At 64.0% G+C, this 15268-nt stretch carries 13 protein-coding genes; all 13 read right to left on the reverse strand.

Features of this window, described 5'->3' with window-relative positions; genetic code table 11:
* Positions 1-15 precede the first annotated feature (15 nt).
* Positions 16-1302: an oligosaccharide flippase family protein gene (locus tag MRBLWO13_RS00195; RefSeq protein ID WP_341975735.1), complete on the reverse strand. Its 1287-nt coding sequence runs from the start codon at positions 1300-1302 to the stop codon at positions 16-18.
* A gap of 99 nt (positions 1303-1401) precedes the next feature.
* Positions 1402-2532, reverse strand: a complete 1131-nt coding sequence (locus tag MRBLWO13_RS00200) for a hypothetical protein (protein WP_341975736.1) — start codon at positions 2530-2532, stop codon at positions 1402-1404.
* An 85-nt stretch (positions 2533-2617) separates the two neighbouring features.
* Positions 2618-3745, reverse strand: coding sequence for a UDP-N-acetylglucosamine 2-epimerase (non-hydrolyzing) (wecB, locus tag MRBLWO13_RS00205; protein ID WP_341975737.1), 1128 nt, complete (start codon positions 3743-3745; stop codon positions 2618-2620).
* Between the two features lies 1 nt (position 3746).
* On the reverse strand, positions 3747-4841 hold the full coding sequence (locus MRBLWO13_RS00210; protein WP_341975738.1) for an NAD-dependent epimerase/dehydratase family protein: 1095 nt from the start codon (positions 4839-4841) through the stop codon (positions 3747-3749).
* Positions 4838-5884, reverse strand: coding sequence for an SDR family NAD(P)-dependent oxidoreductase (locus MRBLWO13_RS00215; protein WP_341975739.1), 1047 nt, complete (start codon positions 5882-5884; stop codon positions 4838-4840). The genes MRBLWO13_RS00210 and MRBLWO13_RS00215 overlap by 4 nt, the downstream gene beginning before the upstream one ends.
* Positions 5885-5945: 61 nt before the next feature.
* Positions 5946-7169 carry a glycosyltransferase family 4 protein gene (locus MRBLWO13_RS00220; RefSeq protein ID WP_341975740.1) on the reverse strand — a complete coding sequence of 408 codons (1224 nt, stop codon included), beginning with the start codon at positions 7167-7169 and terminating at the stop codon, positions 5946-5948.
* Positions 7166-7849: a sugar transferase gene (locus MRBLWO13_RS00225; RefSeq protein ID WP_341975741.1), complete on the reverse strand. Its 684-nt coding sequence runs from the start codon at positions 7847-7849 to the stop codon at positions 7166-7168. The genes MRBLWO13_RS00220 and MRBLWO13_RS00225 overlap by 4 nt, the downstream gene beginning before the upstream one ends.
* 1 nt (position 7850) lies before the next feature.
* Complete coding sequence (locus tag MRBLWO13_RS00230) at positions 7851-9062, reverse strand: polysaccharide pyruvyl transferase family protein (RefSeq protein WP_341975742.1); 1212 nt, start codon at positions 9060-9062, stop codon at positions 7851-7853.
* Positions 9059-9769, reverse strand: a complete 711-nt coding sequence (locus tag MRBLWO13_RS00235) for an HAD family hydrolase (protein ID WP_341975743.1) — start codon at positions 9767-9769, stop codon at positions 9059-9061. The genes MRBLWO13_RS00230 and MRBLWO13_RS00235 overlap by 4 nt, the downstream gene beginning before the upstream one ends.
* Positions 9762-10757, reverse strand: coding sequence for an ATP-grasp domain-containing protein (locus MRBLWO13_RS00240; RefSeq protein WP_341975744.1), 996 nt, complete (start codon positions 10755-10757; stop codon positions 9762-9764). Before MRBLWO13_RS00240 ends, MRBLWO13_RS00235 begins: the two co-directional genes overlap by 8 nt.
* Complete coding sequence (locus tag MRBLWO13_RS00245; protein ID WP_341975745.1) at positions 10757-11890, reverse strand: aminotransferase class I/II-fold pyridoxal phosphate-dependent enzyme; 1134 nt, start codon at positions 11888-11890, stop codon at positions 10757-10759. The genes MRBLWO13_RS00240 and MRBLWO13_RS00245 overlap by 1 nt, the downstream gene beginning before the upstream one ends.
* Positions 11887-13695, reverse strand: coding sequence for a nucleoside-diphosphate sugar epimerase/dehydratase (locus MRBLWO13_RS00250; protein WP_341975746.1), 1809 nt, complete (start codon positions 13693-13695; stop codon positions 11887-11889). Before MRBLWO13_RS00250 ends, MRBLWO13_RS00245 begins: the two co-directional genes overlap by 4 nt.
* 338 nt (positions 13696-14033) lie before the next feature.
* A complete protein-coding gene (locus tag MRBLWO13_RS00255) occupies positions 14034-15188 on the reverse strand; it encodes a hypothetical protein (protein ID WP_341975748.1) in 1155 nt (384 codons plus the stop codon).
* Positions 15189-15268 lie beyond the last annotated feature (80 nt).

Genomic DNA, 15268 nt, shown 5'->3' on the forward strand with positions numbered 1-15268 from the left:
GTCGCCCAGCCGACGTCACGCGGGAATCGGTTGCGGCGATGCCGGGGTATACCGCCGCGCGAGCTGTAGACCCACGATCCACGTCACGACGTAGACCGCGCTGAGCGTGATGGACGTGCACCAGGCGGCCTCGACGACATCGAGGTCAAGCGAGATCGCCACGATGACCGCGGTGACGACCATGACCACTCTCATGACGTCGAGCACCAGATTCCATGCGCCGTGCTGCAGCACGATCAGCACTTTGCTCATCGGGCTCGCGATCAGCCGAGTCGCAAGCATCGGCAGCAGCGCGATCATGATGTGGACCGCTTTGTCCCAACCGTCGCCCAGGAAGATCGGAACGATCCACGGGCCCAAGAAGACAATGATGGCGACCATCGCCGCTGACATCCCCGCGAGTACACCCGAAACCGACAGATAGTACCGCGCCAGCCCTGGGCGCGATTCGCGATAGGTCTCGGACATGTGGGCTTCCGCCACCTGCCCGATGCTCGTCGCGACCAGAACCAGCGGTGCGGCGAGAAGACGATCCGCCATCCCCCATTGCCCCGCATCCGCGACGGTGAACCACGTGCCGACGAAGAGGATGGGTAGCACCAAACCGGCGGAGTTCAGAACAGCGGACGGCGCGAACAGCACGGGAAAGCGCCAATACTCGCGCACGACCCTTCGCATGTCTCCGCGACCGAATCTCTCCAACTCGGATCGAAGCGCAAGTGTCAGGGGGGCGATTCCTGCCACCCGTCCGATCGCGTAGCCCCCGATGAGACCTGTCGCCGAGGCGCCCGCCAGCCCGAGACCCAGCTGTGCGCCCGCGGCCAACCCGGACTGATAGATGCTTCGCCTTGCCACGGGCCCATACCGGTGACCCCGAAGCGCGAACTGGCTGAGCAGTGTGAACGCCGCAGTGAGGAACACGATTGCGGCGACCCAGAGTGCTATCCACGGCAACCGAGACATGTTCTCCAAGAGGCCGAAGGAGAACAACAGGGTGAGCAGCCCCGCGGAGAAAGCGCTGATGACGACAGCGCTGCACAGGCCCGCACTCAGCAACGCTGTCGCATCCCGCGACGATCGCGGAAGCATCAACGCGGATTCCAGGCGGAGCGCGGCTGCCGGTGCCGCGATGGACGCAGAGGACAGCACAAGGGACAGGTATCCGAAATCGGTGTCGGAGTACATCCGCGCGAGTATCGGTGTAATCGCCAGTGTGATGAGCTGGCCGAACGCCGTGCCGAAGATGAGGGTGATCGCCCCCTTCGAGCCGCGAGACCGCAGGCGATCCCAAAACGCGGACATTCTCACACTGTGCTCCGATCGAATGATGTGGTGTTCTTTGCTTCGCTCTTGCGAGCCCGGTCCTAGAGATCGGCAGTCGACGGAACGACCGCGATCCTACTAGTTGCGGAATTTCCCCAGCTGCCGAAGTCCCGCGGCCACACGAAGGCTCCGCAGTTTCCAAACGCTCGCGTTCGGGTGCATCGTCGCGATCGGCCCGGAGCGAAGGCTCTCTGCCGATGGCCAGACCACCCGGAACACGACCCGCAACCTGTCGCGCCACGGGATGAGCTTCAGCGCCTCGAGATAGACACCCACGGTCGAGGTCTGCAGCCTCCAGGACCAGTCCTCCGGCACCACGGCATCGTCGAATCGCAATCCTGCCTGAGGGAATGCCTCGACCAGGCTGTCCTTGAGAGCGAATTCCGCACCCACCCTCGTTGCCATCTCGATCGTTGCTTCCCCCGCGACGCTGAGGCTGTGCGCTGCGGAGCGGACACTCGCCGCCCCCGGATGCTGGCCACGAACAGGCCTGATCTCGTTGAGGGCGCTGATGATCGCGTGGAGTGCGATGGTCGGTGTGCGAGCAGTCTGCCCGGCGAAAGTTCGAATATCCGACGTGGACAGAGCCGTCGCGAAGGACGCAGACCGGCCGACTGCCATCCCCGGGAAGAACGAGTGGACGTCCACTGCGCAGCCCCATTCCCCGGCCCTCAGCGTCAGCGAGTGAAGGACACGCGTTCCTGTGAAGGCAGAGAAGGCAGGGGCCCAGCCCCACGGTTCCATCGCGCGCGCCAACCGGGAGTCGTTTCCCGGAGCAACCCAGCAGTCGACATCGCCGGAGTGCTCTCTGTTTCGCAACCCCTGAGCATGCAAGGTGGGTCCCTTGAGGAAGATCAGGTCGATATCGTTCCTTGCTGCGACGTTGCCGAGCAGCGCGTACACAAGCTCGTGGACCATCGAACTCATCCAGGGGGCGTTGACTTCGCGGACGCGCGCGGGGTCCTCCGAGTCTCGCGAAGCGATCCCCATGTGCTCCATGTCGCGAACGATCTCGCGCTCTTCCGAGGTGAGGTCGCTGTCTGCCACGGGGCCAGCCACGAGACGGAGCCAGACCTCAGCTCCAGGGCCGAACAGGAAGCGAGGGGTACCCGGCCGAATCGGCACCACGACCAGGTCGTAGCCCTGCGCGCCCAGCTCATGGTCCCGCATGTCCAACGCGCCGAAACTCACGGCGACCCATTCAGTCACGTGCACATCCTCGCACGCACGAAATCGAAAGCCTCGTTCCAGACGCCCTACGACAGGGGGTCACGGACTTGACCGATCATCGGCTTCACGAATGAAGACCCAACCGCTTCTTGTGCGAATGCGCCGTGGACAGAATGAATGCGGTCGCGCGCCAGGACGTGTTGGCGATCTCGTAACCATTGGGCATCGAGATCGCATCATTGTCCATCTGCAACCGCACAGACACGGCTTGAAGTACGTTTTCGGGATCCAGACCAGTCGTGATGATCGCACCCGCATCGAGAGACTCGGGACGCTCGATGAAGTCGCGCATCGTCACCGCAGGGAAGCCGAGAATGCTCGACTCCTCGCTGATCGTGCCGCTGTCCGAGAGCACCAGTTTCGCGTCCATCTGAAGCTTGATGTAGTCGTGGAATCCGAACGGCGGGTGGAAGACGATCCCATCGGTCGCTGCGGCATCCTCGAGGGCCTCGATCCGCTTGCGCGTGCGAGGGTGGGTGGACACCAGGATCGGCACCGCATACTCCGCGCGAAGCGCCTGCAGAGCAGCGATCGCCGAGCGCAGGCGCCCAGGGTTGTCGACGTTCTCTTCGCGGTGCAGGCTCACCAGGAAATACTCACCGGGTGTCAGACCCATGCGCGTGACCGCGTCGCTTGCGTCGATCTGTTCGCGATTCTGCTCCAGGACCTCACGCATCGGTGACCCGGTGAGCAGGATCCGCGACGCGTGCAGACCTTCAGCGAGCAGGTTGCGGCGCGCGTGCTCTGTGTAGACCAGGTTGTAGTCGGCGACGTGGTCGACAAGACGACGGTTGGTCTCCTCCGGCACGTTCTCATCGAACGACCTGTTGCCGGCTTCCATGTGGAACACCGGAATCTTCATGCGCTTGGCGATCACTGCAGAGATGCAGCTGTTCGTGTCTCCGAGCACGAGGAATGCGTCAGGACGCTCCTCCACGAGCACCTGCTCGGTCTTCGCGAGGATGGAGCCGAGCGCTGCCCCGAGGGACGACGTGTCCGCCTCGAGGAAGTGGTCCGGCTTCCGCAGCCCGAGGTCCTCGAAGAAGACTTCGTTGAGCTCGTAGTCGTAGTTCTGACCGGTGTGGACCAGAATCTGATCCGTGTGCTCATCGAGCAACTTGATCGTCGCAGACAGTCGGATGATCTCGGGCCGGGTCCCGACCACGGTCATCACTTTGAGCTTGTCGGACATGTCACACTACCTCGGCAATCGTGTCGGGGTTCTGAGGGTCGAAGATGTCGTTCGTCCAGAACGAGGTGTAGAGAGTCTCACTCCCCACGTTCGTGATGTTATGGGCCCACATCGTCGGCATGTCTACGGCACCTGGCGCATCGCCGGAGACATCGAAGGAGATGACGTCATCGGAGAACAATCGCCGCAACGAGATGCGAGCCCGTCCTTGCAGAACCGTGAATCTCTCGATCTTGCGCCGATGGAAGTGGTCACCGCGGGTCACACCGGGCACGGTCGTCGAGAATGACGACTGCCCCGGACCGCCGTGCGACCGAATGATCTCGAAGAACGATCCGCGCGCATCTGCGTGTCTGGTCAGCGAGATCGGGCTCTGCTCCGGGAACGTGAACGAGCGGTAGGTGTTGAAGAGGTCCCGGTCGAAGTCACTGTCGACATCGGGAATCTCACCGTCGCGATACAGCGCGGCGTAACCCTGCAGACGAGCGAGCAGGCCCGACACGGTTTCGACGACTTCGAGATGGGCCTGCCGGTCGACGGAAGCCGTCCCCGTCAGCAGATCCACGGCGTTCTGCGCGTGGAGCAGGGTGAGCTCTTTGTCGTTCTCGACCGTCGGGCTCTCGCCCTTCGCAATCAGATGGCTGAAGGTCGACGTGACCGCGTTGTAAAAGGGGCGCCCATGCTCTCCGAAGAGGTTGGGCAGCGACACGTTCACGAACTCGGCACCGATGTCACTCGCTGCCGCCGCGAGTGTCTCGGCGGCGCGTGCCTTCGCCTCGCCGTAGACGGACCCGTTGCCGACCTGGGTCGAGTTCGCGTAGGCGACGACCGGGGGCGGGTTGTCCGCGGCACGGAGCGCGGCGGCGAACTGCTCGGCGAATCCGATGTTCCCTGCCATCACCTCTTCATCGGAGGCGCGGTTGACACCGGCTATGTGCACAGCGCGAGTGCTGCCGTCGACGGCGGCGAGAGCCCGCTGGGCGTCGAAGGCATCTCCCACTGGGACGGCATCCACCGTCACTCCGGACTCCTGGAGGGCTGCCCTCGTGTGCCAGCCGAGGAAGCCGCCGGCCCCGGAAACGGCGTAACGAGTCACTCGCCGGGCTCTTCCGCATCGATCCCGGCGAGGCGCAGTTCGTGGCGCACCTCGGGCAGCGTGAGCAGGAGCTGCTCCACTTCCTCGACGGCCATCTGCGCCACCGTGTGGGAGTCGTAGTCCTCGAACTTGTTCTGCGCGACGTCGCCCTCTTCGAAGTACAAGCTGTAGTTGAGGTCGCGCTTGTCCGCCTCGACCCGGAAGTAGTCGCCCATGTCGCGTGCGCGAGCGAGCTCTTCGCGTGTGGCGAGGGCCTCCGACAACTTCTCGGCGTGCCGCGTGCCGATCACCTCAACGGATGCCTTGGACTGGAACAGGTTGAGCACTGCCTGGGCGAGGGACCCGATCGAGCATGCCTTCGCCTTGCGCACGAAAAGATCTCCCTGTTGCGCATTCTGGAACGCGAACTCCACGAGGTCGACGGAATGCGCGAGGGACATCATGAAGCGCGTCATATCGGGGTTGGTGACGGTGATGTTCTTGCCTGCCTTGAGCTGGCGGATGAACAGGGGGATCACCGAGCCCCGCGAGTACATGACATTTCCGTAGCGCACGCACGACACCGTCGTCGCGGCGTTCGGATTGTTGAGCCCGTGCGATTGGGCGACCTTCTCCATGAGGGCCTTCGACATGCCCATCGCATTGACCGGATAAACGGCCTTGTCGGTGCTCAGACACACGAGCGATGTCACGCCGTTCCGGTCCGAGGCGCGCACGACGTTCTCGCTGCCCGTCACGTTGGTTCGTACTGCTTCCATCGGGAAGAACTCGCAGGACGGCACCTGTTTCAGCGCCGCCGCATGGAAGACGAAATCGACGTCGCGCGTCGCGCGATCCACGCTCTCGTAGTCACGGACGTCACCGACGTAGAAGCGCAGGCGACTGTCCTTGATCTCGTGACGCATGAGGTCCTGCTTGGCCTCGTCGCGGCTGAAGATGCGAATCTCCGCCACATCCCTTTCGAGGAGCTTCCGTGCCACGGTGTGGCCGAACGAACCGGTTCCACCGGTGACGAGAATCTTCCTGCCTGCGTACGTCGTCATTCTTCTCTTCTTCCGTGGGATCGCGATTCGTGTGCGTTCGCCGTTGACATTCTCGGGGGCCTCATCTGCGGTCGTCGTTCGCCGCGATCGAGGTCAAGATGGCTTCGATCGCACTCACGGCCTGCTCCTTCGTGAGGTGCTCGTCGTAGAACGCGCGGGCGCGTGCGCGAAGTGCCTGCCTCTCGACGAAGGTCGTTGCGTGCGCCTCGCGGAATGCGTTCGCGAGCGACTCGACATCTTCGGGCTCAGCAACCAGACCCAGGCTGTTCTCGACGACCAGCCGTGAGACGTCTCCCGCGACGGTCGTGATGACCGGGACCTGATGGACAAGTCCGGCCTGGAACTTCGACGGGATATTGCCGGCGAAGATATCCAGCCGCTTGAGGGACACGATCTGAAAATCCGCTTGCTCGTACGCGCCGACGACATCCTCGGGGCTCAACTTGCCGAGAAACTCGACCTTCTCGTTGAGGTCGAGCTCATCCGCCAGTTCCTTCAGCCGACCCTCCAGCACGCCGCCACCCGCTATGAGGAGGCGGAAATCTTCGAGGTCTCGCACTCGCCCCGCAGCCTGCAGAACGGTTTCGAGGTCTTGCAACACTCCGAGATTGCCCGCGTACAACAGGGTCAATCCCGGGCGCTCACTCGTGGGCACTGCCGCCCTGCGCTCTGTGTCGCGAGCCCAGTTGTACACCAGATGCACTCGGTCAGCCGAGGCACCACGCTCGACGAAGAGCTGCTGCGCGCTGGGAGCGATTGCGACCACCGCGGACGCCGACGCGTAGACCTTGCGCAGCCAGCGGTTGATGGCGGCGTTCGCGAATCTCCCAACGGGCGCAGGGAGGAAGCCCGAGCCGGTCACGGACTCCGGCCAGATGTCCTGCACGTGGAAGAGGTAGGGGATGCCGAACTTCTTCGACCAGACGTAGGCGGCATGCGCAGGCGTCGCTGGGGTGCCGTGCACGTAGATGACGTCCGCATCCTTCACGAATGACGAGGCGAATCGGGCGGACCAGGGAAAGCTCAGGTAGTTGGCGATCCTGCCGATGGCGTTGCGGGAATGGCTTGCGAAGATCGGCACGCGTCGGACCTTGACGGCGCCCCGAGACTCGACATGGCGCCACCGCTGACGGACCCCTGGCGGGATCTTCCCCGTGTCGTAATGCGGGAAAGCAGTCAGCACCCGAACAGAATGCCCTCGACGCGCAAGCTCTTGCGAGAGTTCGTCTGCGATCCGTCCCGGCTTGTCCGGCGGGAAGTACTGCGAAATGATGGCGATCTTCATTCGCCATCCTTCCTTTCTCCGATGTGCCGGCGGAGGTCGCCATTGTGCGCACTCAGCTCATCGTGCTTCTCGAAGCGAAGTCCCGAGCCTGACACGACGACGTTGACAGTCTTCACCATGATCTTCAGGTCGAGTCCGAGACTCACATGGCGAACGTACGCCAGATCCATGGCGATCTTCTCTTCCCAGCTCAGAGAGTTGCGACCCTTGACCTGAGCAAGACCGGTCATCCCTGGCCTCACGTCCATGCGCTTCCGCTGCGTCGCGTCGTACCGCTCGACCTGGTACGGCAACGCCGGTCTCGGGCCCACGAGCGACATGTCACCGAGGAACACGTTGAAAAGCTGCGGGAGCTCGTCGATGCTCGTCCGCCGCATGATCGCTCCGACCCGCGTCACGCGCTGGTCATTGGTGAGCTCGTTGCCTTCGTCGTCGTAGCTGTCCTCGAACGTGAGCATGCTGCGGAACTTGATGATGCGGAACGTTCGCGCGCGCAGACCCGGACGTTCTTGAAAGAAGAAGACCGGTCCGCGCGAGGTCGTCTTCACCAGGACTCCGGTGACCAGCAGGACAGGCGAGAGCACGATGATGGCGATCGCGCTCCCGAAGAGATCGAGAACCCGTTTGCCGAACCGAGCGTAGAAACGTGACCCGGCCGTCCGCGTTGAAGGTGCGCCCATCTCAGCTGTCTCCGTTCAGATACGCCTCGCGTGCCGAGCGCAGCTTCGAACCTGTGCGAGGGAACGCGGCGGAGTAGTTCTCGCGCTGACGTCGGGTGATGCCGGCGAAGTCATCGACGACGGCATCCAGCGCCTCGACGTAGTCCATGAAGAAGTAGTCCCGCAGGTCGTGCGGCTGTCCTTCGAGCACGCCTTCGAGCGCGCCCACGTTCTTGCCGTAGTAGTACTGCTTGTCCCCGAGGACATCCTTGAGCACGCTGACGAAGGGCGTTCCCACGGAGAGCGCGAGAATCACGGCGTGATATCGACTGGAGATGACCAGCTCCGCACCGCTCACGAGCGCGACCGCGTCTTCGATCGGCAGGTAGCCGCGCCCGGTGATGTCGAACATCTCGACGTCGTCGAGTCGGTCCGCAAGAAGCGCTCCTTGGTCGACACCGCCATGACCGAGGTTGAAGGGGAGGAAGACGACCCCGAGCCCGTGGTCGTGCGCCATGCGCTGGGAGAAGCGCTCGAAGTGCGCGAAGTTCTCCGTGATGAACGCGGTCGGCAGATACGTCTCCATCACCACGTATTTGCCAGCCCGCGGCTCCTGTTTCGGGGTGAGGCGTTCGTCGATGAAGAGCAGATCATCCGGCAGAGTGTGGATCCGGTCGGGCTGGACACCTGCCTGATTCAGCCAGTGCGGCGACAAGATCGTGTCTCTCGCGCCGAATCGGGCGTTCGGCAGCGAACCGAAGAAGCTCGCGAAGAACTCCGTATCCCCTCGGAATGGTCCATAGCCGTTCGCGGTGAAGACGACAGGGATGTTCATCGTCGCCGCGACGAGAGTAGGCGCGATGATCTGGATCAGCCGCTCGATGCGATGCGGCTGTGTCCACAGGGAGTTGAAGTAGCCGCCCCCGTTGACGTACAACGTGTCCATTTCGGCGACCGCTGCGGTCACTTCGTCGATGTTCTCGATCTCCCGCAGGATTTCCATCGGGGTCAGGTGCTGGGTGTCACGGCCCTCAGAGAATGCACCAGGACGCAGCGCGATCTCGACGAGACGCACGTTGCGATCCGCGAAGTAGTCGTCGCGGATCCTCTCGACGAACGGCCTGTCGTAAACGAAGACGATGGCATCTTTGGCGTCGAGCTCATACACGTTGTTGACGAGCATCGCGTAGTCACCGAAGTTGACATCCGAATACGGCCCTGTGAATCCGATCACTGCGGCAGTCTTCCTCTCTCACGGCTGGACGGAACGCCCACCGGGGTTTGTGCTGACGCACCGGTCGTAGGGAACGTCGAGATCGTCTCGTCGACGGCGAAGGCGTCATCGACGGCGTAGTGCAGGCCGAGCGGGCGTCGGACACGGACGGTGCGCCATCCCAACTGCCGCGGAGCGTGGAAGTCCTTCTTGGGATTGTCTCCGAAGTAGACGAACTCGATGCCAGGCCGCGAGAACTTCGATTCGATGAGACGGAACGCGTTCTCGCTGGGCTTCGTCCAGTCCTGGCCGTGTTCGCCCGTCACAACGATGTTGTCGAGGACTGCGTCGAGTTTCAGGGCGCGCAGCTTGCGCCATTGCCCTCCGGCATATCCGTCTGTGATGACACCGGTCCCGACGGCATCGTCGGGAAGATTGCTTAAATACGACTGCGCATCGGGCTGCAACGTGATCACCGGATCATGATCGCGATACTCCCCGATGAGGAGTCGAGTCGCTTCTGGGGGCAGTGAGAACCGATCGACGATGAGGTCGAATGTGTTCCCGCGAACGCCCTTCTCGAAAAGCGACCACGCGTGATCACCAACGCCGTCGACGCCGTAAAGGTCGCGCGCGACGTTGCCGATATGTGCGAACCCGCTCTGAACATAATCTCGCTCGAGGTAGAGCGTGTCGTCCAGGTCGAACACATAGACACGATCAGGCATCGAGGCTCCGAATGTCGAAACCGGACACGATGACCTCGGTGTCATACCGCAGAAGAAGGGTTCCCGGATTCCACTCCAGTTCCGGGATATCCTCTCCGCGCCCGTCTCGCAACAACGCGTCGAAGAAGTTCGCGCCGGCGAGGTGAGCGAGCGGGTATCCGCCGCCGAAACGCGGGTTGATCTCGATGATGTTGAGCTCGCGTGTAGACGGCTCGTAGAAAACCTGCACGTTGAGCGCGCCATATGCACCGGGAAGGCGTGTCGCAACCTGGCGTGCCACCTCGATCACGGCGGGATAGTCGACGGTGACGCCCTTGGAGACTTCCCCGCCTCGCACCTCGATGCGCCGACGCGGCACGATCCCGAGGACCCGACCGTCGCGGCCGACCGCGAAATCCACCGTGACTTCGAAGCCGGGCGCACGAGACTGGATGATGTAGCTTTCGTCGAGGTTCGCCACATTCAGCGCTTCGACGGAGTCCGCAAGCACCACACCGATTCCCGACGAGCCGGAACGGGGCTTTGCCACGACGGCGCCGGCCAGCGCCCCCGTCGGCAGATCGGAGACCTCAAACGTCTCGACGGTGGGCAGGCCCTGCTCTCTCAACCATTGATACAGCGCCCACTTGTCCCACCCCAACCGAGACACCTCGGGACTCGACACCCAGACGTCGACACCCTGCTCTGCGAACTCGTCCCGATGATTCGCGTACACCTCGATCTCAGGGTCGATGGTGGGGATGATGACCCCGACGTCGTGCAGTCGCGCGATCTCCAGCGTCCGTGGGATGAATGCCTCATCTCGAACGGAGGGCACCTGCTCGAACACATCGGCCAGCCGTCCTGCGGCAGACAACTCCGACCGATCGGTCGCGATCACGCGCGATCGATCGGCATGCATCGGCTGCTGCTTCAGCAGGTTGACGAGAGACCCACGACGTCCGGCGCTCGACAGCAGCCAGGACGTCCTCGCGGTCTCACCCGCCATCAGCGTCCCGCCAGGAACTCGGAGATCGCGCTGATGACCCGCTCGCGCTGGCCGTCGCTGAGCGCCGATCCGCTCGGAAGCGTCAACCCGCGCTCGAACAGCGCCTCTGAAGTACCGTCGATCTCGCCGCGGTAGTTCTCGAACACCGGTTGCTTGTGCATCGGCTTCCACAGGGGGCGGCTCTCGATGTTGTCTGCGGCGAGCGCCGCGGAGAGCTCTTGCGGCGTCCAACCCGTGGTGTCCGAATCGATGAGGATCGACGTCAGCCACACGTTGTCGTCGCCGTCACCGTCTCCGCCGAACACCTCGACACCGGCGACGTCGGCGAAGAGCCCCTTGTACTGCTCGCGCATCTCACGGCGCTTCGCGATCATCCCGTCCAGGCGCGACAGCTGCGCCCGCCCGAGGGCAGCGAGGAGGTTGCTCATGCGGTAGTTATAGCCCACGTCGGTGTGCTCGTAGTGAACGACCGGTTGACGCGCCTGCGTGGCCAGGTAGCGCACGTGCTGGGCGAACGCAGCGTCATCGGTGAGCAGCATCCCGCCGCCCGACGTCGTCATGATCTTGTTGCCGTTGAATGACACGATCGACGCGCGGCCGAATGAGCCGGCTGCTTTTCCTCCGTGGCTGGCACCCAGTGACTCTGCGGCATCCGCCAGCACCGGCACACCGAACTCATCGGCGATCGCGAGAATCTCGGTGTAGTCGACGGCTTTGCCGAGCAGATCGACAGGAACGATCGCCCCCACATGCTCGCCGTCTGCACTCAGGCGCTCGAGCGCTGTGCGCAGGAGGGCCGGGTTCATGTTTCCGGTGGCAGCATCCGCATCGACGAAGTACGGCTCGGCGCCCGTGTACATGATCGCGTTCGTCGTGGCCGCGAAGGTCATCGTCGAGGTCACCACGATGTCGCCGGGCTTGACCCCCAGAGTGATGAGTCCCAGATGCAAGGCGGCCGTGCCGGAACTCAGCGCGACGCCCTCTGCCACCCCGACCCGTTCGGCGAGCTCGCGCTCGAACGCGTCGACATCGGGGCCGAGCGGCGCGATCCACCCGGATCGCATGGCTGCCACGACGGCGTCTTCTTCGAGCTGCGTCACATCAGGTGACGACATGTAGATGCGTTCACTCACGCGCGTTCAGCCTTCTCCAGGTTCGGTCGTTCGATGATGGCCGTGTCGTTGTTCCGCGGATTCGCCTTCATGCGCGCCTCCCAGCCCGCCTTGTCGAGCCGCTCGGGGGTGATCACGTCGGCACGCGTGTGCGACACCTTCGGATGGAACGGACGCGCCAGGTTCTCCTTGTGCCCCACGAGCTCCTCGTGCAGTTTCTCGCCAGGACGCAGTCCGGTGAAGACGATCTCGATGTTCCGCCCTGACATCGCGATCATGCGCTTCGCGACGTCGAGGATCGACACCGGCTCGCCCATGTCGAGGATGAGTACTTCGCCGGCGCGGCCGATGCCGCCCGCCTGGATCACCAGCTGGCAGGCCTCGGGAATCGTCATGAAGAAGCGAGTCGCCTCTGGATGCGTGACGGTGATCGGGCCCCCTGCGGCGATCAATGACTGGAAGGTCGGCAGCATCGAGCCGCGGCTCCCGATGACGTTGCCGAAACGCACCGACAGGTAGCGCATCCCGGTCTCTTCGCCCGCCCACGCCGTGAGCTTCTCGGCGACGCGCTTGGAGTGCCCGAGCACGCTCGTGGGGTTGGCCGCCTTGTCGGTGGAGATGTTGACGAACGTCGTCACCCCGACACGACGCGCGGCCCGGATGACGTTGAGCGACCCGAGCACGTTCGTCTTCCATGCCTCATCCGGGTACTGCTCGAGCATCGGCAGGTGCTTCAGAGCCGCCGCATGGAACACGACCTCGGGGCGACGCTCATCGAACAAGCGATCCATCAGCTCTGGGTCACGGATGTCGGCGAGCACGACTTCGTTGGTATCGAGAAGACCGTGCCCCTTGGTCCCCAACTGCGCCATCTGCAAGCCGGTTTCGTCACGGTCGAGCATGATCAGCTCGCTGGGTCCGTATTTCGCCAGCTGACGGCAGAGCTCGGATCCGATCGACCCGCCCGCCCCGGTGACGAGAACCCGCTTTCCGGTGATGTACCCGGCGATCTGCTCGACGTTCGTGTCGACCGGGTTGCGGCCGATGAGGTCTTCGATGCTGATGTCGCGCACATCGGACGGGGACTCCGCGCCGGATTGGAGGCTGGCCAGGGTCGGGGTGACTGCAACCCGCAGACCCGCCTTCTCGCCCTGGTCGCTGAACTTTCGCATCAGCGCGCTGTCTGCCTGGCCGACCGCGATGATGAGCATCGTCGCTCCGGTATCGCGCGCAGCGGCTTCGATCTCATTCGTGCGGCCGATGACCGAGACACCGCGCAGGCGCAGGTTGGCCTTCGCGGGGTCGTCGTCGAGCAGTCCGACTGGGCGGAAGGGCGACAGCGGATCGGTGTTGACCTGGTGCAACAGGCGATCGGCGATGTATCCCGCGCCGACGATGAGGGCCGGCTCGGCGTCGGCACCGGGCTTGCGCGCACGGTCGATCATGAGCCGAGCGACATAGCGCACGCCGAACATGAGCAGCAGCACAAGAGGGGCTGCCAAGAAGGAGGTACCGCGGGGCACGCCGATCAGCGGGCCGAGCGGAATGATGAACAGCGCGATGACGATCGTCTCGGCGAGCACGAGCAGCCCGAGGGTGCGTACCTCTTCGAATGACCCGTATGTATAGCGGCCCCGGTACAGCGCGAGATAGTAGCCGGCACCGATGTGCAGCCCCGCTGCAACGAATCCGAGCAGGATCGTCGAGATCCAGCCGCGCGCTTCCATCATGAACTCGAACCGCAAGGCCACGGCGAGCACGATGCCGAAAGCCCAGGCTCCGCCGTCGACCGCTGCCGCGAGCCCGCGCCGGCGTTTCTGTGCCATTGACTTGGTCTGCATGGTAGAGATCTCTCCGGTCATCAATGGCTCATCCAGCGTCGGGTCCACACGGATCAACTTTCTCTGCGCTCCCCCCAGCACTGAAACCTATGATTCCACACCCAGTCGAAGAATTCGTGCACGATGTCGGCGGAAGACTGCGGGATCTTTGTGGGTTTCGCGGGCGATGGGCGGGGGAATCGTGCGCGGGATTTGGGCGCGTTTCGTCTCGCTGCGCTCGCTCAACGACCGGGAGAGATGCTGGGCTCGCTCAACGACCGGGAGAGATGCTGGGCTCGCTCAACGACCGGGAAGCGGCGCTTCGCTCGCTCGACCAGGCAGGGTCAGAGGAGACCGTCGCCGACGGGCGGCTCCTCCACCGGCGGAGCGGTCGGTTCCGGATTGGGCACGACCGGCTCTTCGGTCGGGGTCGGGTCGGGCTCCTGATTCTGCTGCCGGTTCTGCCGCTCCCGGCGTGCGGCCTCGGCGCGCTCCTCCTCCGTGATCGCCTGATCCGTGACGAGCGCGACCACTGCATCGCGGTAAGCGGTGACCGCCGCTGCTCCCTCGGCACCGCCGAGCTTCGAGCTCACGACGTGTGCGGCAGCAGCCGTCACCGCGTCGCGCAGAGGCGCCTCAGCGTCTGGGTTCTCTTCGATCGCCTCGATGCCGAGAGCAGTGAACGATGCCGCAAGGCCTTCGAGAGTCGTCGCGTGCTGAGCATCGAGGTCTTCGACTTTCGTCCGCCCCTCACGCAATTCAGCTGTCGCCGCGTCGAGCTCGGCGAGCTGGGCCTGCGCGTCGTCGATCGCCACGCCGACCTCTGACAACGAGTCCTCGTCGATGTCATCGCGGACGTATGGGTCGACTGGTTCCGGAAGCACGACCGCCTGCACCGCCGCCGCGTGCCTGTCGATCTCTGCGATGATCCCGTCGGCCAGCACCGCATCGAGGATCGCGATCGTCGCGGCACCATCTGTCGACCGCGGATCGGGAGCCGTACGTGCTCCGTCGACCGCTGTGCGCAGCGCCGCCGCATTCGCCTCGCTCGCCACCGCTTTCGCGGACAGCCGGTCATGCGCAGACATGAACGCCTGCTCGGCGTTCTGGATCATCGCCTCGTCGGCGCGCAGAGACTGCATGACCCCGTCGGCAGGGCTCGCGTTCGCCATCTGCACTCCCCCGACGATCCCCGCTGTGGCGACGCCGACGATCGCAAGCGAGGCCGCAGCCACGGCCAGTCCGTCGAACCGGCGACGCCGACGCCGCTTGGCCGACGCCGGCGGTGCGGGAATGGTCGCCGGCGCGGCATCCGCCACCGCCTCCTCGACGAGCTGCGACAAACGCTGCACACTGGCGCGCGGCCTTGTCATGTCGAAGTCGTCGCTCGGATCACCGAACATCTCCGTGAGCCGTCGCACGGTGTGGTGATCGTCGAACGTCGTCGACGCCTCTTCGATGCGAGGGCCCTGCGGGAAGAGCTGTGCGAGTGTGGTCATGCGGCTTTTCCGTGATGTCTTTTCGGCTGTGTCGTGAGCGTACCTATAGTTGTCCTCAGACGAACATACCCGCGCGGTCT

Source organism: Microbacterium sp. LWO13-1.2, from assembly GCF_038397725.1.
Classification (GTDB): Bacteria; Actinomycetota; Actinomycetes; order Actinomycetales; family Microbacteriaceae; genus Microbacterium.

Coding starts and splice junctions, on each gene's coding strand:
- MRBLWO13_RS00225 (WP_341975741.1), bottom strand. CDS start 7,849: ATGGGCGCACCTTCAACGCGGACGGCCGGGTCACGTTTCTACGCTCGG.
- MRBLWO13_RS00220 (WP_341975740.1), bottom strand. CDS start 7,169: ATGAAGATCGCCATCATTTCGCAGTACTTCCCGCCGGACAAGCCGGGA.
- MRBLWO13_RS00235 (WP_341975743.1), bottom strand. CDS start 9,769: ATGCCTGATCGTGTCTATGTGTTCGACCTGGACGACACGCTCTACCTC.
- wecB (WP_341975737.1), bottom strand. CDS start 3,745: ATGTCCGACAAGCTCAAAGTGATGACCGTGGTCGGGACCCGGCCCGAG.
- MRBLWO13_RS00215 (WP_341975739.1), bottom strand. CDS start 5,884: ATGACGACGTACGCAGGCAGGAAGATTCTCGTCACCGGTGGAACCGGT.
- MRBLWO13_RS00255 (WP_341975748.1), bottom strand. CDS start 15,188: ATGACCACACTCGCACAGCTCTTCCCGCAGGGCCCTCGCATCGAAGAG.
- MRBLWO13_RS00250 (WP_341975746.1), bottom strand. CDS start 13,695: ATGGCACAGAAACGCCGGCGCGGGCTCGCGGCAGCGGTCGACGGCGGA.
- MRBLWO13_RS00195 (WP_341975735.1), bottom strand. CDS start 1,302: ATGTCCGCGTTTTGGGATCGCCTGCGGTCTCGCGGCTCGAAGGGGGCG.
- MRBLWO13_RS00240 (WP_341975744.1), bottom strand. CDS start 10,757: ATGGCGGGTGAGACCGCGAGGACGTCCTGGCTGCTGTCGAGCGCCGGA.